This window comes from Pedobacter cryoconitis, from assembly GCF_001590605.1.
Classification (GTDB): Bacteria; Bacteroidota; Bacteroidia; order Sphingobacteriales; family Sphingobacteriaceae; genus Pedobacter; species Pedobacter cryoconitis_A.
In genome coordinates this window covers 3245543-3264906 of sequence record NZ_CP014504.1, presented here as the reverse complement: position 1 = coordinate 3264906, position 19364 = coordinate 3245543, and the positions used below count along the sequence as shown (strand labels likewise).

Genomic DNA, 19364 nt, shown 5'->3' with positions numbered 1-19364 from the left:
AATCTGCAATGACCAAAATTAAACTATTCTGTTTCCCTTATGCTGGTGGATCAGCTCAGGTGTATCACCACTGGATAAAGAGTCTGAACCCAGCAATCGAAGTAGTACCTATTGAGTTGTCTGGCCGGGGAACAAGATTTAATGAACCTTTGTATAAAGATTTTGAAGAACTCGTTAATGACGTTTACCATCAAATATATAATGATGTAGTTCATAACCCATATGCATTTTTCGGACATAGTCTTGGTGCATTAATTGCTTTCGAACTCGTTCAGAAAATAGGGATTAATAACCTTCCGGACCCAAAACATGTTTTCTACTCTGGTAAAAGTGCACCACACATAGAGAATAAAAAGAAAGTTATCTATCATTTATTGGATACGGAAGATTTCAAGAAAGAAATAATACAACTGGGAGGAACTCCTGCCGGAATTTTCGAGCATATAGAATTTGAGAAACTATTTCTTCCGCTATTAAGGAATGATTTCAAATTGGCAGAAACATATGATTTTAAGAAAGATAAAAGGCTCTATAATGGAGAGATAACTGTTATGCTGGGAAAAAAAGATGATTTGACTGCTCAACAATGCCACGAATGGAGTAAAACAACTTCAAACATTTGTAATATTATTTATTTCAATGGAGGTCATTTCTTTATTCACAATGAAAATGAAAAGATTTTTGACATTATTAACCATGCCCTGATTCAATAGCGCATTAGGGTTGAATCTTTTAGCTCCATTATCTGGTTTAAGCCTTGATAATCGATGGTTTAACCCTAATGAAAAATTGTTCTTGCAGTATTTGTATTGTCAAAAAAATAAGTCAAATATTTTGACTTTTATTGTAACCTAATCCACTTTGATATTGTCTATTTAAATATGTCCATGGACGAAGAACATAAAATTATAATGCTAATAATCAAAGGAGATGCTAACGCATTTTCACGATTAGTAGATAAATATCAGAATTTGATTTTTCATATTACTAAAAAGATCGTTCCAGAACAAATGGATGCAGAAGATGTGTGTCAAGAGGTGTTCGTGAAAATTCACAAAAGTATAGGAACTTTTAAATATGAATCAAAATTATCTACATGGATTGCAAGAATAACCTATTTTACAGCCCTCAATCATTTAAAGAAAAGTAAAAGAGATTTTACTGAGGATTATCCTGAGGATTTTTGGAATCTTGAAACAGATCAGGACGACCCGGAGGAACTATTAGTCAAAAAAAGTACCGCAGAATATATTAATAAATTGATCGGCCAATTACCAGAAAATTACCGGGTGGTATTAACGTTATATCATTTAGAAGAATTTTCAATTGAAGAAATCGGTGAAACTACAGGTATGCCCCAGGGTACTATAAAAAATTACTTATTTAGGGCGCGTAAGATGCTCAAGGATAAAATTACACATCAATTAAAAGAGGATTATGAAGAAAGATGAAGATTTTAGAATTCAGGAAATTCTTGACAAAAAAATGAAAGGGATAGCAGATGTTTCCTATGAAATGACAAATATAGAAGATTTAAAGGCCTATGAATTAATTTATGACCAATTAGCTAAAGAACCTGTTGAGCATCTTTCTATTTCATTTAAAGCAAATGTCTTGAGGCGTATTGAGATGGAAAAGAAAAAAACAAGTGATATTATGTTTTATTGGCTATTAGGAGTTGTTTCTTTGATTGGCATCCTGACCATGATTTCAATCTTCTTTATTTTTAAAGATGCCTTTGCACCAGCCTGGAATATTATTGATAGGTTCAAAGGATTTATTGTCCTTGGAATAGCTGGTATAATTGCATTTAATATTGTAGAAAAAAAGTTAAGTAAAGTTAATATTTAACCTATCAGATTTACGCTTGTAATTGCTCTTATTATGGGGGATCTTATTTAAGATTTAATCAAAAAAAAGCAAATCATATGATTTGCGTTTTTTTTGATTAAATCTGAGATGATCTGAGCCGATAAATCAGAGTTTATTTAACCTGCTTTTTTCCTCTTCCGCACTACTACCATTTTTATCGGTTGATTTTAGTTTGATATTACCAAATTTGTATGAGATGCTCAGGCGAACAACTCTGCTGTCATAGTTCCTGTCAAACGTATAACTATTATTGGGTAGGTTACTAAAACTAGTTCTCTTACCAACCGTTTTGAAAACATCATTTACAGCCAATTTAACACTCATCTTATTAGAGAGAAATGCCCGTCTTAATCCAAGGTCAATTCCATAATAGGATTTTATATTAAATACACCATAAACATTTGGAGAAACATATTTTCCACTCAGCTCTGCTGAAGTTTTATTGTCAATTGTAAAGGTGTGGTTCGAACTAGCCTGCCATGCCAGTTTTTCAAGTTGAAGTTGTGCCCCTTCAATTACATCTGAATTGTATTGATTATAAAAAAGTGTGACATTATTATAACTGCGCCACCAATTGGTAAACGTGACAGGAGCATTAATATTAAGTGAATAAGAATTAATTGAATTCAGATTTGCATCTGTTTGGGCGATCGTCTTTGTTTTAGTATCTGGTACAAATATAACAGCGATGCCATCTTTGGTCTTACTATAGCTTAAATCCACTGTGTACTTGTTTTTGAACCTGTATCCAATCTTATAAGAATTAGTATACTGAGGTTTTAGGAAAGGATTTCCGTAACGAAGAGTATATTGATCAATATAGTAAACAAAAGGATTTAGTGATGCGTAGTCAGGCCTGCCAATCCTTCTTCCATAACTAGCTGTAATCGCATTCGAATTGTCTATCTTTTTCTGAAGGAATAATGTTGGAAATAGATCTGTGTATGATTTTTCTACAATACTTCCACCCGTCACCAGGTTCCCCCTGGATGAGGTTCTTTCTACCCGAAGTCCAGCCTGGATTGAATAGGATCCTATTTGGGTATTGTAATTTGCATAGGCAGCTCCGATTTTTTCATCATAAATAAACTGATTGCTTCGTCTTTCGTCATTAAGGTAACTGCCATCATTTTGAAGTATATCATATTTAAGAACGTTATCAATTGTTATTGCACTGTATTTGAATCCGGCATCAAGTCTTGAAGATTTACTGAAAGGGTGTCTGAAGTCTGCTTTACCAACATAGATATCTATTTTTTGTGGAGCCAGATTTCTAAAGTTATAGTCTGGTCTGTATTCATTTTGGTTTTCATCTAAAAATTGATTGTTAAAATAGAAAGCTTCTTTCCTTGTTGAGGTGGAATAATCACCACTAAATGTCAACTCTGTGCCAACTGTGTCTAATCTTAATTTGTAATTTACATCATAATTAAAATAATTAGCAGGGAATGAACCAGTATTCAATGCTACAATACTGGAATCCACAACTCCTGGCTGTGGGCCAACCCTGGTTGTACCCGCCAACCTGGAGTCTCCATGCCAAAGATATCCATCAACCACAAACCCTAAAACGCTTCTTGGAGATATATTTATATCTCCCCCTACCTTAAAACTATGGTTCTTGTAACGGAATTTCTCTAAAGATGAAGACTGGAAAAAAGTTGAAGTTCCTGAAGATAATACAGATCTGTTAACATCTATTGAACTAAAATCCTCGCGATCTGAATAATTATAATTCGCAAAAATATTGAGAATTTTACTTCTGTGGTTCACAGTTATACCCCCATTTGTTTTTCTGTATATTCCCTGACCGTAACCAATATTTACATCTGCATTGGTTCCAAAACTATCATTTTTCTTAATCCTGATATTGATGATCCCAGCATTTCCGGCAGCATCATATTGTGCGGAAGGGTTTGTCATTAGCTCAATAGATTGGATCGTATTTGATTGCAAAGAGTTTAAGAGGTCTTTCAGTTGTTCTGTTGACAGATAAGTTTGCTTGTCGTTAATTAAGACCATCACGTTGGTTTTACCAACCAAACTAATCACCCCATTATCTATGGTTACACCAGGCGCTTTTTGTAAAATGTCCATCGCTGTGTTACCAGTAGCCAGTATACTATTCTCAACATTCATTACGACCTTGTCCATTTTGCTTTCTATCAATGGTTTTTGAGCGGTGACTGTTACAGTTTGCAATTGTTTATTTTCCGTTTGCAATTGAATAATGCCTAATACCTTTTTTTCTTCTGGAGCAAGCGTGAATATTTCAGACTTGTAAGTTTTGTATCCCAACACGCTCCCGGAAATATAGTAATTTCCTGGGCTCACGTTTCCAATAATAAACGCTCCGGAACCATCGGTTACAGCTCCTTTGACAAGTTTTGAATCAGTTGCATTGAATAGCATCAAGCTAGCAAAGGGTAAAGCTTCATTAGTAATGGTTGTTATTTTACCGCTTATTTCTGTTGATGGCTGTGATTGTGCAGCTGCTTTTATAGTACAAAATGACAGATAACAAAATAGTATGCACGAAATAAGAGAATATCCGAGTATTTTCATGGTAGATTTTTGATGTTGGATTTAATTGGAAATTTCTTTTTAAGAATCTTTGCGGCTTTTTGAAAGATGCTCGTTTAGAAGATAATTTAATATGAGGCCTATAGACAAGAATATGACGATTACGCCATAAGGCAATACTGATTCTTCCATACTGTAAGGCAGGAATTCCTGAGCAATTAAACCCATTCCGCCAAACAAGGTCAGAAAAATCCATTTTATCAAGTTTTGTTGTCTTTCTTTATGTCCCTGGGTATCTTCTAATATAGCTTTAATAAGACTTTGATCGGTCAATCTGGCATCGACTATCTTTCTTTTGATCCGATATTTCAATAATTGAATTATTGCCATTGAAGTTATCCAAGTGGTCATTATAATCATTACGAAGGGTGCAATTTTATATAACATAGTGTAAGTGTTTTTCTAAGTAGACAATTGCTATTAAGTTTAGGTTGCAGTAAATAGCGAAATATTATTGGAGAGCCAGGAATAATACTATAAATGATGAAGCCTTACTGATCAGACCTGATAATTTGGTTGCAGCAAAATTAACAGCAGGTAATTTATTGAAGGTGATGCAATCCATTTTAAGCAAGATTGATGAGGAAAATGGTTTTGATAACTATATTCGTAAAATCAACCAAATCATAAAACCATCAAGGCTCAGAAAATCTAGTAATAACAACAATATATAATATGAAGAAGCTAATTTTAATAGCGTGTTTATGTGGCTGCTTAACTATTGCCAAAGCCCAGCAACTCAAATCTCCGGATGGAAAACTGACCATGACTTTTGCATTGGAAGACGGTGGTAAACCGCGTTACAGCCTGGTCTATAAAAATAAAGATGTAATTAAGCCAAGTAAGCTCGGACTGGAGCTTAAAGATGATAAAAAATCTTTACTATCAGACTTTACTGTAACTGATACTAAAACTTCCTCTTTTGATGAAAATTGGAAACCAGTTTGGGGTGAGGTAAAAACTATCCGTAACCACTATAATGAATTAGCTGTTACCTTGACTCAGAAAGAAACAAACAGGATAATGATTATCCGTTTCAGAATGTTTAACGAAGGTTTAGGATTTCGTTACGAATTCCCGGCACAGAAAAATCTGACATATTTTATAGTCAAAGAAGAAAAAACACAATTTGCAATGGCAGGAGATCATACTGCATTCTGGATAGCTGGAGATTATGATACGCAAGAATATGATTATACGACTTCAAAACTTTCTGAAATAAGAAGCCTGGCTGCAAAAAACAGAAAAGAAAATCTTTCTCAGACTTCCTTTTCTCCAACTGGTGTGCAGACTTCTTTAATGATGAAAACCAGTAATGGATTATATATAAATTTGCATGAAGCTGCGCTGATTAATTATGCTTGTATGCACCTGAATCTGGATGATAAAAACATGATTTTTGAATCATGGCTTACACCAGACGTAAAAGGAGATAAGGGATATATGCAGGCGCCAGCTAATTCGCCATGGCGTACCGTTATGGTCAGTGATGATGCTCGTGATATTCTGGCTTCAAAAATGACGTATAACCTGAATGATCCGGGTAAGATAGAGGATACGTCATGGATTAAACCAATCAAATACGTTGGTGTATGGTGGGAAATGATTACCGGAAAGTCTACCTGGGCTTATACCGATGAGTACCCGTCAGTACAGCTAGGTATTACTGATTATTCAAAAGCCAGACCAAATGGCAAACATGGTGCAAACACTACTAATGTCAAAAAATATATTGATTTTGCTGCTAAAAATGGTTTTGGTGGTGTCCTGGTTGAAGGCTGGAATGAAGGCTGGGAAGACTGGTATGGCCACTCAAAGGATTATGTATTTGACTTTGTTACCCCTTATCCAGATTTTAATGTGTCTGAAATCAGAGACTACGCCAAGTCTAAAGGTATAAAAATGATTATGCATCATGAAACCTCAGGTTCAGTACGTAACTATGAACGTCATATTGATACAGCTTATAAATTTATGAAAGCTAATGGTTATGATGCAGTTAAAAGCGGTTATGTAGGCAATATTCTGCCAAGAGGCGAAAATCATTATAGCCAGTGGCTAATAAACCATTATCAGTATGCATTGGAAAAAGCTGCAGAATATAAGATAATGGTCAATGCGCACGAAGCAGTCCGCCCAACAGGTATTGCACGTACTTATCCTAACCTGATTGGTAATGAGTCTGCAAGAGGTACAGAATATCAAGCTTTTGGTGGATCTAAACCAAATCATGTTACTGTACTTCCATTTACACGTTTGATCGGTGGACCAATGGATTATACACCTGGAATTTTTGAAATGGATATCAGCAAGCTCAACCCAGCTAATCATTCTCATGTAAATAGTACGATTGCTAATCAGCTTGCACTTTATTTAACCATGTACAGTCCGTTGCAGATGGCAGCCGATTTACCTGAGAATTATGAAAGATTTCCTGACGCTTTTCAATTTATTAAAGACGTAGCAGTGGATTGGGATGATAGTCAATATCTGGAAGCAGAACCTGGCCAGTATATAACTGTTGCGCGTATGGCAAAGGGGACCGGACAGTGGTTTGCAGGAAGTGTAAATGGTGATAATTCACGTATATCCAACATCTCTTTCAGCTTCCTGGCACCTGGTAGAACTTATGAGGCTACTATTTATGCTGATGCAAAGGATGCACATTATAAAACTAATCCCCAGGCTTATACTGTCCGTAAGGTATTGGTAACTAATAAATCAAAACTAGCTCAGCTTTGTGCTCCGGGTGGTGGTTATGCGATCAGCTTTAAAATAGCTAACCAGGCAACTGTTAAAGGATTGAAAAAACTATAGTTATTAGATAACTGCTTAACTCATCGCCTTACTTGTAATTGTACAACTAACTTTAAATATCATTAGTATACTTTACAAGTAAAGCGATGATTTCTGATTTATCAGCTAAATACCGGTCACACAAAAATACGCCTCCCTGATTTGTCGCAGGGTTAAAAAAAAGAAAAGAACTCACTCCGGGATCATCGCCGTCATGGCCAATAGTGCCATTGTTATAAAGGTTCCAGAATATACCTTTATTCCGATTAGCTAAACTAATACCCTTGGGCGGATTGTCTTTTGAAAATTGCGGTGTGAACATCGTTTGGTAAGACTTTTTGCTTAAAAGACTTTGGTTACCATGATAACCATTAATCAGGGCTATCAGATATTTGCTCAGATCAATTGTGTTGGTTCTGAGCCCACCGTCAGGATAAGTGAGGCATTCATAAAATGGAAAGGATTGCTCAAGATCATAATAATGTCTGGCGTATTGATTTAACTTTTGAGCATTTAAAAACCAACTGGAATTCTCCATCTTAAGTGGCTTTAAAATATATTTTTTTGTAAAATCAGCATAAGTCATTCCTGATTTTATCTCAATCAGATAGGCTGCGAGCGCAGATCCAATATTGCTGTAATGAGATGAACTGCCCGGCTCGCTATCAGCAAAATTATTCGTATTATAATATTTTCCATTGCCCGAAAGGTAGTCTTGTAAGAACGCTTTGAGTGAAGTGCTGCTAACCTTTTTACGATAGCCCATATCTTGCAATACTTTGTATGCCGGAATATCATATGCCGCAAATTCTTCATCAAATTGGTAGGTGTCGGGGAAAATTGCAGGATTATCAAGAATACTGGAGCTATGGTTACTCAATTCTCTTACCGTAATACCGGCCGTTGGATAACCGGGGTTGATTACTTTGAAAGGGAGTATCTCGTTGATCTTGGTTTCTAAGTTGAAATAGCCTAACTCCACTGCTTTCATTAAGGCAATTGCAAGAAAAGTTTTACTCACAGAACCAATAACCTGTATAGTTTGCGCTGAATATTTGGTCTTTTTTGCTACATCAGCATAGCCAAAGTTGTGCTCGTACACGATTTTCTTTGAATTAACCAATACTACAGACATACCGGTTAAACTTTCTTTTTTAACTATTTGTGCCAGTGATGTAGTAAGCGTGTCAAATTTGGACTGCCCATGAACAAGCTGTGTACAAACGCAAAGTAACGTGCTTCCAATAATTAACTGTTTCCATTTTTTCATCCTAATTGGTCTGGTTGGCTCATAAAATTAGCTGAAAGTAAGTTACTCTAATTACGAAGATTATTACGAAAAAAACTTTATTCACTATGGATTGTAGTATTTCTATTGGTTTATAAAATATAATGAACATTTAACTTGATCAAATGGAACTCTTAACTGAAGAACTTAGAAAACTATTAATCAGCGGCGGTGCCCATGTGAGTATAAAAGATGCTACAGCAGATATTCCTTTTGCACTGCTTGGCGAAAAGCCTTACGGTTTACCTTATAGTATCTGGCAGCTTGTTGAACACATCAGAATTGCTCAATGGGATATGCTGGAATTTAGTAAAGATGGCAATCATAAATCGCCAAAATGGCCCGATGAATATTGGCCAAAAGAAAATTCTCCCGCAGATAAAAATACCTGGGATAAAACTTTGAAACAAATTGCCGATGACTTAAATGAATTTATTGAATTGGTGGAACAGTGTGATCTATATGAACCCATTCCACATGGAAATGGACAAAGCATTCTGCGTGAAGCACTTCAAATTGCCGATCATACAGCTTATCATACTGCTGAAATTATAGTTATCAGGCGTTTACTAGGGGCATGGAGATAATCATTTTCCTCCCTGTTCTACACAGAGATTATGATTCTGGCTTTTTTAAGACATGATTACCGGATCAGCAATAAACCAGCGAGCGGCAGCCTCTTGGAGATCACTGTAGTCTTCTTGGCTTTTATCAGTAGCCCAGGCTATAATCCCATCAGGCCGTATGAGTACAGCACTTAGTGCTAACTGCTCTTTTACACTGCCTGAAATATATTTGATCTGGTTGGTATATTCTTTTGCTAAAGTTTTAAGTGAAGCGTTCTCCTCAAAATCCAGCAGTATCCCAAGTCCATCGCGCATGAACTCACCAATTGTTGTATTGTCTTTGAATTCGAAGTTAGGAACGCTATGGCCAGTTAACGGATGGTCACTACTTAGCATATAATGCGTATTAATACCCCATACCCGACCTGCAAAATAAGTAGCACCATCTCTTGTAGCTATAAGGTTCCGTACAATAGCATGCAGTGCACGGGCAGCTGGGTCTGGTTTCATGATGGCAACCTGAGCGCGGGACCAATCCAGTACCTGTACTCCAATTGGATGGCGTTCGGTTTGGTAACTATCCAGCAAACCTTTAGGAGCTCTGTTCTGGATGGCTGCAGCAAGCTTCCAGCCCAGGTTCATCGCATCTCCTAAACCAAGGTTAAGCCCCTGGCCACCCAGTGGTGAGTGAATATGTGCGGCATCACCAGCTAAAAATACCCTTCCGTTGCGGTAATTCGTAGCTTGTCTTGCCCGGTCAGTCCAGGTGGTTGCAAGGTGCAAGGTCTTGATAGTAACATCAGTATTCGAAACACGGCGGAGTACTTCTTGTAAGTGTTCCAGCGTAATTGGCTTTCCTGAATTATGAAAAGCACCGGCATCAAAATCCTGGATTAATACATAACCTGGCTGGGATTGCATGTACATCCCTGTTGATGTTACATTTCGTCCAGGACTAAGCTTCTCCGGGTCGGCAATGTCAAGTTGAGTAGTGTAGCCGGTAAATTCCGGCTCTGTACCAGTAAATTCAAAACCTCCCGCTTTACGAACAGCACTACGGCTTCCATCGCAACCTACCAGCCATTTGCTTTGAAAAGATTGGTCACCTGACTGAACAGTTACCCCATCTACAGTTTGATGAAAGCCAGTAATGGCAAGCCCGTGCCTGATCTCTACACCCAGCGATGCTGCGCGGCGATTGAGGACCTTTTCAAGTTCTTCCATTTCGGAAATTAAACTGGTGTCGGTGGAGCTTGACAGGCGATATTTCCACTGTGAAGTATCAATATTATCTTCAAAAAATGGAATGCCAGCAAAGTGTCCTGCCTGACGAGGTGTCCCTTGTACAGGAGTTGAAGTTTTATGCGGATTTTTAACGCGTTTATGCAATTCCAGTTCTTTTAGTAAATCACGGCGGTAAAGCGCTTCAATAGTAGGTACCGAGAGTCCGCGGATCCCGAAAGGAAGCTGTTTTAAAGGGGAGTCCGGATGCGCTGCCTTTTCTAGTATCAGGACTGAACATTTGGCCATTGCCAACTCACAGGCGAGAAACAGACCTACCGGACCTGCGCCGGAAATGACTACATCGTGTATAGAATTATTTTGAGCTGATTGATCGTTTTCAATTATAGTTTTCATATCAAATTATTGAAATACAAAATTCTATAATGCTCCTGTATCAGACTTGTAAAAATGCGACAAAATCGCTGCTTGTAAATTGTTTGCCTTGTTTTGCTTTGCGTGCGAATGCTGCTGGTGTAGAACCACTATAACGCTTGAATTCCTTGCTTAGGTGAGATTGATCCGTATAACCCAGTTCATGCGCTAAGCCTGCAATATTGGAATCCGGATAATGCCATAGCTGGTTTCGTACCTGCTCAAAGCGTATCAGACCAGACACATCTTTAACCGTATAGCCAGAAGATTGCTTAAAATTCCTTTCTAGCGTGCGCACGGTCGCATGAGCAGCTGCGGCTACTTGGCTTACCGGCATGGTACCACTTGCTTCTCTCATCGCAATTCCCGCTTTAGATAGCATACTATCGGCTGAGATCCGTGACCTTGCCTCCAGGAAATACTGTTTGACCACAGCCAGTACTTGATCTATTCTTTCAGCACGAATCCACTTATTCAATAGCGGCTGAAGCTGGGCAATAGGGTGTTCAATTATACGCAAGCCGTCTTTACCAGATGGCAATCCGAGTAAATCAAATACCGTCCAGGGAAAACACCTGATCCCAATGATTTCTAAACGGTTTTTAGTGTAAAAAGGGACAGGCTGATTAAGCAGCCCCATGATGAAAGGTGATGGCAATGGCTGCAAGCCTTCATCATAAGAGATGCTTGAAATGGTTCCGAAATAAAAAATAATTTCAGCATAGCCATCAGGCAATACTTCAAAGCTCGATTCCAGCTCTCCGAAGTCTTTTTTATTATGCCAAAAGCACTTTATAGTATCCTTTAGTTCCTCAGGAGGTTCAAATTCTTGATGCTGCATTTTTAAAGATAATTATGTTCCAATAACTTCACAATGCGAAAGTCCCCAACTCCAACAGGAAGTGCTAGCATTCGGATAGTAAAGGTAGCTACTTTTGTAACTGAAAAAGGATATGGCAGTAACTGATATTTCAAACAGGAAGATAGAATTGCTATTTTGTCAAATATTTTTTGAACAAAACCTGGGGATAAAACAAAATCGTATTCATATTATTGCATTCCTATAAATAAAATAATATGGCTTCAGGTATTTTTGCAATTTTAGATGATATTGCTGCTTTAATGGACGATGTTGCAGTCACAGCTAAAATAGCGGCTAGAAAAACTGCTGGTATTTTGGGTGATGATTTAGCTGTGAACGCAGAAAAAGCTACAGGCTTTCTAGCTTCCCGTGAATTACCTGTTCTTTGGAAAATCACTAAAGGATCATTAGTTAACAAGCTTATAATTGTTCCTATCGCGCTATTGCTAAATGCATTTTTTCCGGTTGCGATTAAAATTATCCTGGTTTTAGGAGGATTTTATCTGGCCTATGAGGGAGTTGAAAAAATCATCGAATACTTTTTTCATCGCTCGAAAGCAGGCCATGAAGTAGCAGCTACAACTAAACAAGACGATAGTGATCCTGAAAAGGCAAAAATCAGATCTGCGGTAACAACCGATTTCATCCTATCTGTAGAGATTGTAATTATTGCATTGGGGACTGTTTTACAAGAAAATATAACAGTACAGATTCTAACAGTTTCAATTGTCGCGTTGTTGGCAACAATTGGTGTATATGGTATAGTTGCGCTTATTGTAAGAATGGATGATGTTGGCTACAAACTAATCAAGAGTTCCAATGAAAAAGGGTTCATTGCAAGTTTGGGACTTTTGCTGGTTAAATCTCTTCCTATGATAATCAGGATTCTGGCTGTAGTTGGAACAATTGCTTTGATCTTGGTTTCTGGTGGCATTTTCGTTCATAATATTGAATATATACACCATTTACTTCCTTCAATAGCACCGATAATTAAAGAGTTTGTTATTGGTTTACTTGCAGGAATAGTTGCGGTTGCAATTATTACAGGCAGTAAAAAAGTAGTTTCACTATTCAAAAACTAACTCAATCAGTGTCATTATCAGGATGACCATTCCTCTCTTTTTCTTAAAATTATTACCGGGTAAGCTAAGCTAATTTGTTTCAACAAATAAATCAAAGCAATGAAAAAGCTATTTTATTTTATCGCCATCCTGGTTATTGTGATTAATGTATGGTAGAGTAAACGGGGCAATGACTGAAAAAACGCCCTATTTTCCATCAAGTAAAAAAGGGCGGGTACGTATTGAAATTGCCCTTATGTTATTGAATTTCCATTTCATTTCAGCTCGGCCAAATTTGAGAAACCTTTCAACTATACACCAAGATCTTATGAAGAAGCAGTTAAAGCTACAACAGAATGGTTTCTGAAAAATTAAATTTCCGATTGCAACTAAAAAAAACTCTTTATCAATCGTAATGAGGATTTTTTAGTTAAGCAGAAGGTTGATGCTTCCACAAATTAGAATCTAATTCGAAGCACTATCTGCTGTAGGATCCTTTAAAATACGAAGAGATGGAGCAAAGAACAGGCTTGCGGATGAGCGGTACCAGGCAATAAAGTAAGTACCAACCTCATTTTAGAAGGGCATTTATTTATCAGCAGGACTGAGTACTTGAGTTTTTATCAAGATTAAGAGTTATTATTTAATAAATAAACTATAAATTTAGTTATACAATTAAACAGGCTAACTTTTGAAGATGAAATTTAAGTATGTAGTACCAGCGGCACTTTTAATTTTTATAAATATTTATGCTTATGCCCAGGGTAAATTAGTTGATTATCATAATGCAGAAGCTCTGAACGGGCTCATGCAAAAAAAGACATATTACACTCCTGAAAACATTCAGTGGTTAGCTGAGTTACAAAAATTCTTTTATTCCAGGAGAACACCACAAGGACTCGAATTCCTGGTCGTTGATACAAAAGAACAACATAAAAGTCCGGCTTTTGATCGGGAAAAGTTTGCTGCAGCCCTTTCTGAAGTATCAAAAGATAAAATTAGTGCAACCGACCTGCCAATAACAAGGCTTCTCATGAGCAGTAACGGAAAAGAACTTCACTTCACTTATCAAAGAGCTTCCTGGATTTGTGAACTCAATACCTATACTTGTAAACAAAATATTGATGTCCCACAACATACCGATTCCGGCAGGACCAAATCTCCCGATCAAAAGTGGATCGGCTACATTAAAAAATTCAATCTCTATATTAGTCCGGCGGCCGATCAAACAAAGGAATATCAGCTAAGTACAGATGGATCAGAAGGAAACTCTTATTCACCATATATGGCCTGGTCCCCTGATTCAAAAAAGATTGCGGCCTACAAAGTAAATACAGCTAAACAAAGGTTAACCTACCTCATTGAATCTTCGCCGGCAGATCAATTGCAGCCGAAATTACGGCAAAGAGCCTATCCAAAACCGGGAGATACACTTGATCAGTATATACCTTGTTTATTTCTTGTTGACACTAAGAAGCAGATCCCAGTCAATAATTCTGCTATCAATGAACAGTTTAGCTTAACCGAACCTGTATGGCGCAATGACAGCCGGGCTTTCACTTATGAATACAATAAAAGAGGACATCAAAAATATATGGTGATGGAAGTCAATACTTCAGGAGAAACAAGGGCGCTTATCCACGAGCAGAGCAATACGTTTTTCAACTATAGCCGTAAAAAATACAGGTACGATCTGGCTGATGGTAAAGAGATTATTTGGGCATCTGAAAGAGACGGATGGAATCAGCTCTACTTATTTGATGGAAACGGGAAATTGAAAAACCAGATTACCAAAGGTAATTGGGTGGTGAGAAGGGTAATTAAGGTCAATGAAAAAGAACGGAATATAATCTTCGAGGGAAGCGGAATGGAAAAAGGCCAGGATCCCTATTTTATTCAGTACTATCAAATCAATCTGGACGGTACAGGCTTAAAGAAGCTGACCTGGGAGAATGGGAATCATTCTGCTACTTTTAATGAAGACTATTCTATATTTATTGATGTTTATTCGAGAATTGATGAGCCTGCCACTACAGTATTGAGAGCTGTTAAAACAGGAAAAGTAATCAAGGAATTAGAGAAGGCCGATATCAGTGCACTCTTAAAAACAGGATGGAGATTTCCGGAATCTTTTAGCGCAAAAGGACGGGATGGCGAAACAGCTATCTGGGGGATGATCATCAGACCACGAAATTTCGATCCTGCTAAAAAATATCCTGTTATAGAATATATTTATGCTGGTCCCCATGATTCTTTTGTACCTAAGAATTTTGCTGCCGATAATATACTTGGACTGCATGAGCTGGCAGAACTTGGATTTATTGTAGTGCAGTGTGATGGAATGGGGACTTCTAATCGTTCCAAAAAATTTCATGACGTGTGCTGGCAAAATCTAAAAGATGGAGGCTTTCCCGATCGTATTGCTTTTATCAAGGCTGCCGCAAAACAATATCCTTATATAGATGCCAGCAGAGTAGGAATCTTTGGTAGTTCTGCAGGCGGGCAAAGTTCTATGGGGGCACTGCTTTTTCATCCTGAATTTTATAAAGTTGCCGTGTCCTCCTCAGGCTGTCACGACAACCGGATGGATAAACTTTGGTGGAATGAGCAATGGATGGGGTATCCGGTAGGACCCCAATATGCCGAATCCTCAAATGTTGAACATGCAGCCAATCTTCAGGGAAAGCTGTTATTAATTCTGGGAGAGCTTGATGAAAATGTTGATCCATCCTCCACTATGCAGGTGGTCAATAAACTAATCAAGGCTAATAAGAACTTCGATTTCTTGCTAGTTCCAGGAATGGGACATTCTTTAGGTGGTGATTATGGCGAGCATAAGCGACGCGATTTCTTTGTAAAACACTTACTGGGAGTAGAGCCACCAGAATGGAATTGGATTCCAAATATTACGGTTCCCAAATCATAAATTAAAGCGCGCTCTGCAAGTGGACTTTCCCATAAAGTTTGTAACGTTTTGGGAAAGTCCACTTGCAGAGCGCGCTTATGTTATTTTTTTGCGACTCTGTAAAATCTACCACTATCAGTGATGGCATATAACGCACCATCCTTGCCCACAGCAACTGCCCTAAAACGTTCTCCTTCACTTTTCAATAACCGCTCTTCACCAACTATTTTATTGTTTTTAATTACTAATCTGGCAATATGCATACTACTCAGACCGCCTACAAACAGATTACCTTTCCATTCAGGAATCACATTGCTATTGTAAAAAGCAATTCCTGCTGGCGAAACCACAGGATCCCAATAATAAACAGGTTGCTGAATACCTGCTTTCTGCTGAATACCGGCCCCCACTTTTTCACCACTATACTCGATACCATAGGTGACTACAGGCCATCCGTAATTTTTTCCAGGACGAATAATGTTGATTTCATCACCACCTCTTGGTCCGAATTCTGACTCCCATAATTCACCTGTTGCAGGATTTATTGCTAAACCTTCAGGGTTACGAAGACCATACGCATAAATTTCAGGTCTTGCATTGGGTGTTTTAGCAAAGGGCCCGCCTGGAACAGCTTTTCCATTTTTTGTAATATGAATGATCTTTCCAATAGCTGCATTCAGCGACTGCGCCTGCATTCGGATATCAGCTCCTGAACGCTCACCAGTACTTACAAACAAGTTACCGTTTTTATCAAATACGATACGGGAGCCGAATTGAAGACTTCCTTTATAGACTGGTGTAGCACGATATATCACCTCTGTATTTTCTATTTTACTTTCATCTGCTGCTAATTTTCCTTTGGCAATAGCCAATAAACTACCTCCCTCAGCTTGCTCTGCATAAGCCCAGTAAACCATTTTATTGGTAGAAAACTGTGGATCAATATTTACATCAAGTAAACCTCCTTGTCCATCAGGTACTACAGCAGGTAAACCAGTTATTTTCTTTACTACTTTCCCGGCGGTTGTGACAATGGACATTGTCCCCATTTTTTCAGAGATTAAAAAGCGTCCATCAGGTAATAGACAGATTCCCCAGGGATGCGCTAATGTCTTATTTAATAACGATACAGTAAAAGGTGTTTTGGTCTTTACACCAGCAATTCGCGTCTGTCCGGTAAAAGCAGGTTTGTATTTTGAATTGGCCGGCTGTGTTTCTACAGGCGGAAGCAGACTACCTGCAGGTTTGCTTTTTACGGCTTGTGCAAAACTGCTATTACAAACAAACAGGACTGGCAGCAGAACAGCACAAAGAGCAGGAATTCTTTTATAAGAAGATTGCATCATGAAAATAAATATTAAGTGTGTAAACTACTTAAATCTACAATTTTTTTTAGCGTAGATAAAATAAACTGTTGGTTGTTCTAAAGGATTAATTCCCCTTTTCTTTCAATTCCTTTGCTACACCTTTAATAAACAAGTAATTGACAGTCCCTCCAATCACACCACCAACCACTGGCACCAATCTGCGGCTTGCTTTGGAACCTAAACCCATCAGGATTTTCTCTGCAACCTCCTCCATTACATTTTTACTGATAGCCAGTTTCGTATCCGCCTTAACAGATGATGCCACAATCTTAAAAAAATGATCGAAACTGATTTTATAGCTACCCGTCCGATGATAAGAAATAGCCAGTGTTACTCTGAACTGCTGAGCAATGATATTGATCACATCTAAAGGAGTACCGATCAACATCGTTCCAATCCCGCCCACACCAGTGATCAAACCAGAGCCAGCTGCCAGTAATGCACACTGATTGATAAATTTATCAATTCCCATGCTGTCTACACCTTTCTTAATATTCAATTGATCAATCTGGTTGAAAATCTGCTTAAACCCACCTTCGGCAAGATTATTAAAGCCTTTCTTTGCATCTTTTTTTACTTTTCTAAAACTGATGTCCTTCAACGATGGTAATTTCATTGTTTTTTGATTTGATAACAATAGGTACACCACTTTCATGCCAGAGCAGAGATCAGAACAAAGTATCTGTTTTTTTTACAATGCTTCAATGAAGGAAATATATTCCGTCGTACTTTTCTCTATCCTTTCTGTAGTGGCTTGATGCTCTGTTCCATAGAAAGCGAAGAGGGGCCTGTAATCGGCCTTTATATAACTAAAAGTAATTTCAAATGGTGCAGTCAATTGTTCCAATGTATATTTATACCTTCCGGATGCATGATAATCTTCTGCATTTATACCTGCCGAAATGCTTAAAGCAATTTTTTTTCCGGTTAGCTTATAAGTGCTACCTGTACCATATGCCCAACCATGGGTGAATACGACATCCAGCCATTTCTTGAAAAGTGGTGGACAATTGAACCAGTAAAAAGGAAATTGGAAGATAATCCGGTCATGAGCCTCTAATAATAGCTGTTCTGCTTTGATATCAATATGCTCATCCGGGTATAAACTATGCAGCACATGCAAGGTATACTTTTTGGGATATTTTTTTAATTCTTCCATCCACCGTTTGTTAACTACTGAATTTTCAGGATCTGGATGGATGACAATGACTAGAGTTTTCATCTTAAAATTTTATGTTAACATATTTAAAGTTGCCGGGACAAAAGTGGACCTTATAAAAGAGTTCATCAATAAGAGGCTAATTAATCACTCAGTGATCAATTAATCACCATCCATTAAACTCTCTATTTGTTTACTTTTATGGCACTAAAAATCTAATTAAGCCGATGTATCAAAAAAAAATTCCAATCGATTATGAATGTGGCCTCAGTGTAGCTATGGAAGTGGTAGGTTCTAAATGGAAATTTTGTTTACTTGATGAAATTGCAAAAGGGGCAACACGTCCCAGAGATCTGGTCAATGCTGTAAAGGGGATTACCAAACGAGTTCTCCAAAAGCAACTAAGTGAATTGGAATTACATGGAGTTTTGGGAAAAACTATTTATGCCGAAGTCCCGCTAAGAGTGGAATACTTTCTAACCGAATCGGGAAAATCTATATTACCATTAGTCTCAGCTGTAGATAAATGGGGATTAGAATTTGCACCGCAGCTAAAAAGTATAATAGAAAGAAAAGATTTATAGTAACATTTTAAGTAAAGAAATTAAACGTAATAGCGCAGTGAAAATTCCGCTTAAAATAAAAAAGCCACTTAATAGACTTCTCCCAAAAAGTTAGACACTATTTGGGAGCAAGTCTATTAAGCAGCTTTTTATTTAAAATATATGAAGCCTAGCTCATTGCTTTCGCTGCATCACGAAGAACCTTAATTGCATCATGTGCAGATTTAATATCTCCAGCTTGTCTGGTCACAGTTTCTAAAGCCTCTGCACTTAATTCTCCCTCTTCAAGTGCCACTTTGTAAGCTGCTTTAATTGCATCTTCACCTCTTTCAGCTTCTGAAAGAATACTTGCACGATCACTACCGCCAAATAAAGACTTTACATCTATCCACGCACGGTGTAAAGTACCTGATACACTATTACCAGTTTCTACTTCTTCGCCGTAACCTGCTACAATTGCAGTAAGTTCCTGGCTGAATTTGCGGCTTTGCTCGCTGTACTTTAAGAATACTGCTTTCAAATCGATGTTCTCATCGTTGATGTCTGCAACTGCTTTTTCAAATCCCGCTACACGGTCATTGTTGATTTCTGTAAGATCGTTTAAAGTTGCTATTGTTTTTTCTGATACGCTCATAGTAGTATTTGTTTTTGAATTAGAAGAACAACATAATGCTGTGTTAGTTTTA

17 protein-coding genes are annotated in these 19364 nt (G+C 37.7%); 8 read left to right on the top strand and 9 right to left on the bottom strand.

Annotated elements, in window-relative coordinates; genetic code table 11:
* Nucleotides 1–8 precede the first annotated feature (8 nt).
* The 3 genes from AY601_RS13610 (at nucleotide 9) to AY601_RS13600 (ending at nucleotide 1851) form a co-directional block, all read left to right on the top strand.
* The gene (locus tag AY601_RS13610; protein WP_068401992.1) at nucleotides 9–713 is read left to right on the top strand and encodes a thioesterase II family protein; all 705 of its coding nucleotides are present in this window, start codon (nucleotides 9–11) and stop codon (nucleotides 711–713) included.
* Nucleotides 714–887: 174 nt separating this feature from the next.
* The gene (locus AY601_RS13605) at nucleotides 888–1451 is read left to right on the top strand and encodes an RNA polymerase sigma factor (protein WP_068401990.1); all 564 of its coding nucleotides are present in this window, start codon (nucleotides 888–890) and stop codon (nucleotides 1449–1451) included.
* Nucleotides 1438–1851, top strand: a complete 414-nt coding sequence (locus AY601_RS13600; protein ID WP_068401988.1) for a hypothetical protein — start codon at nucleotides 1438–1440, stop codon at nucleotides 1849–1851. Before AY601_RS13605 ends, AY601_RS13600 begins: the two co-directional genes overlap by 14 nt.
* A gap of 126 nt (nucleotides 1852–1977) precedes the next feature.
* Here the strand turns inward: AY601_RS13600 and AY601_RS13595 are convergent, their stop codons facing one another.
* Together AY601_RS13595 and AY601_RS13590 are read right to left on the bottom strand one after the other, a co-directional pair.
* Nucleotides 1978–4437 carry an outer membrane beta-barrel family protein gene (locus tag AY601_RS13595; RefSeq protein WP_084359254.1) on the bottom strand — a complete coding sequence of 820 codons (2460 nt, stop codon included), beginning with the start codon at nucleotides 4435–4437 and terminating at the stop codon, nucleotides 1978–1980.
* Nucleotides 4438–4476: 39 nt separating this feature from the next.
* Nucleotides 4477–4785, bottom strand: a complete 309-nt coding sequence (locus AY601_RS13590) for a hypothetical protein (RefSeq protein ID WP_157287920.1) — start codon at nucleotides 4783–4785, stop codon at nucleotides 4477–4479.
* 345 nt (nucleotides 4786–5130) lie between these two features.
* Here AY601_RS13590 and AY601_RS13585 point away from each other — a divergent pair, with 345 nt between their 5' ends.
* Complete coding sequence (locus AY601_RS13585; protein ID WP_068401982.1) at nucleotides 5131–7272, top strand: glycoside hydrolase family 97 protein; 2142 nt, start codon at nucleotides 5131–5133, stop codon at nucleotides 7270–7272.
* A 52-nt stretch (nucleotides 7273–7324) separates the two neighbouring features.
* Here AY601_RS13585 and AY601_RS13580 read toward each other — a convergent pair whose 3' ends face one another.
* On the bottom strand, nucleotides 7325–8521 hold the full coding sequence (locus AY601_RS13580) for a serine hydrolase domain-containing protein (protein ID WP_068401980.1): 1197 nt from the start codon (nucleotides 8519–8521) through the stop codon (nucleotides 7325–7327).
* 143 nt (nucleotides 8522–8664) lie between these two features.
* Here AY601_RS13580 and AY601_RS13575 point away from each other — a divergent pair, with 143 nt between their 5' ends.
* Nucleotides 8665–9126, top strand: coding sequence for a DinB family protein (locus tag AY601_RS13575; protein WP_068401978.1), 462 nt, complete (start codon nucleotides 8665–8667; stop codon nucleotides 9124–9126).
* Nucleotides 9127–9171: 45 nt separating this feature from the next.
* On the opposite strand, the gene AY601_RS13570 is transcribed toward AY601_RS13575, so the two are convergent.
* Both AY601_RS13570 and AY601_RS13565 read right to left on the bottom strand, forming a co-directional pair.
* A complete protein-coding gene (locus AY601_RS13570; RefSeq protein WP_068401976.1) occupies nucleotides 9172–10743 on the bottom strand; it encodes an FAD-dependent monooxygenase in 1572 nt (523 codons plus the stop codon).
* Nucleotides 10744–10783: 40 nt separating this feature from the next.
* The gene (locus AY601_RS13565; protein ID WP_068401974.1) at nucleotides 10784–11602 is read right to left on the bottom strand and encodes an AraC family transcriptional regulator; all 819 of its coding nucleotides are present in this window, start codon (nucleotides 11600–11602) and stop codon (nucleotides 10784–10786) included.
* A gap of 236 nt (nucleotides 11603–11838) precedes the next feature.
* On the opposite strand from AY601_RS13565, the gene AY601_RS13560 reads away from it, so the two are divergent.
* Together AY601_RS13560 and AY601_RS13550 are read left to right on the top strand one after the other, a co-directional pair.
* A complete protein-coding gene (locus tag AY601_RS13560; protein WP_068401972.1) occupies nucleotides 11839–12705 on the top strand; it encodes a DUF808 domain-containing protein in 867 nt (288 codons plus the stop codon).
* A gap of 676 nt (nucleotides 12706–13381) precedes the next feature.
* Nucleotides 13382–15610 (top strand): S9 family peptidase, encoded by a 2229-nt coding sequence (locus AY601_RS13550; protein WP_068401968.1) that lies wholly within the window; start codon nucleotides 13382–13384, stop codon nucleotides 15608–15610.
* An 80-nt stretch (nucleotides 15611–15690) separates the two neighbouring features.
* Here AY601_RS13550 and AY601_RS13545 read toward each other — a convergent pair whose 3' ends face one another.
* The 3 genes from AY601_RS13545 to AY601_RS13535 form a co-directional block, all read right to left on the bottom strand.
* Entirely contained in the window at nucleotides 15691–16935 is a 1245-nt protein-coding gene (locus AY601_RS13545) for a PQQ-dependent sugar dehydrogenase (protein WP_068401966.1), read from the bottom strand.
* Between the two features lie 85 nt (nucleotides 16936–17020).
* Nucleotides 17021–17572: a hypothetical protein gene (locus AY601_RS13540; RefSeq protein ID WP_068407532.1), complete on the bottom strand. Its 552-nt coding sequence runs from the start codon at nucleotides 17570–17572 to the stop codon at nucleotides 17021–17023.
* Between the two features lie 75 nt (nucleotides 17573–17647).
* Nucleotides 17648–18178, bottom strand: coding sequence for an NAD(P)H-dependent oxidoreductase (locus AY601_RS13535; protein ID WP_068401964.1), 531 nt, complete (start codon nucleotides 18176–18178; stop codon nucleotides 17648–17650).
* Nucleotides 18179–18342: 164 nt separating this feature from the next.
* Between AY601_RS13535 and AY601_RS13530 the strand changes: the two genes are divergently transcribed.
* Complete coding sequence (locus AY601_RS13530; RefSeq protein ID WP_068401962.1) at nucleotides 18343–18699, top strand: winged helix-turn-helix transcriptional regulator; 357 nt, start codon at nucleotides 18343–18345, stop codon at nucleotides 18697–18699.
* Between the two features lie 148 nt (nucleotides 18700–18847).
* On the opposite strand, the gene AY601_RS13525 is transcribed toward AY601_RS13530, so the two are convergent.
* The gene (locus tag AY601_RS13525) at nucleotides 18848–19312 is read right to left on the bottom strand and encodes a ferritin-like domain-containing protein (RefSeq protein WP_068401960.1); all 465 of its coding nucleotides are present in this window, start codon (nucleotides 19310–19312) and stop codon (nucleotides 18848–18850) included.
* Between the last annotated feature and the right edge of the window lie 52 nt (nucleotides 19313–19364).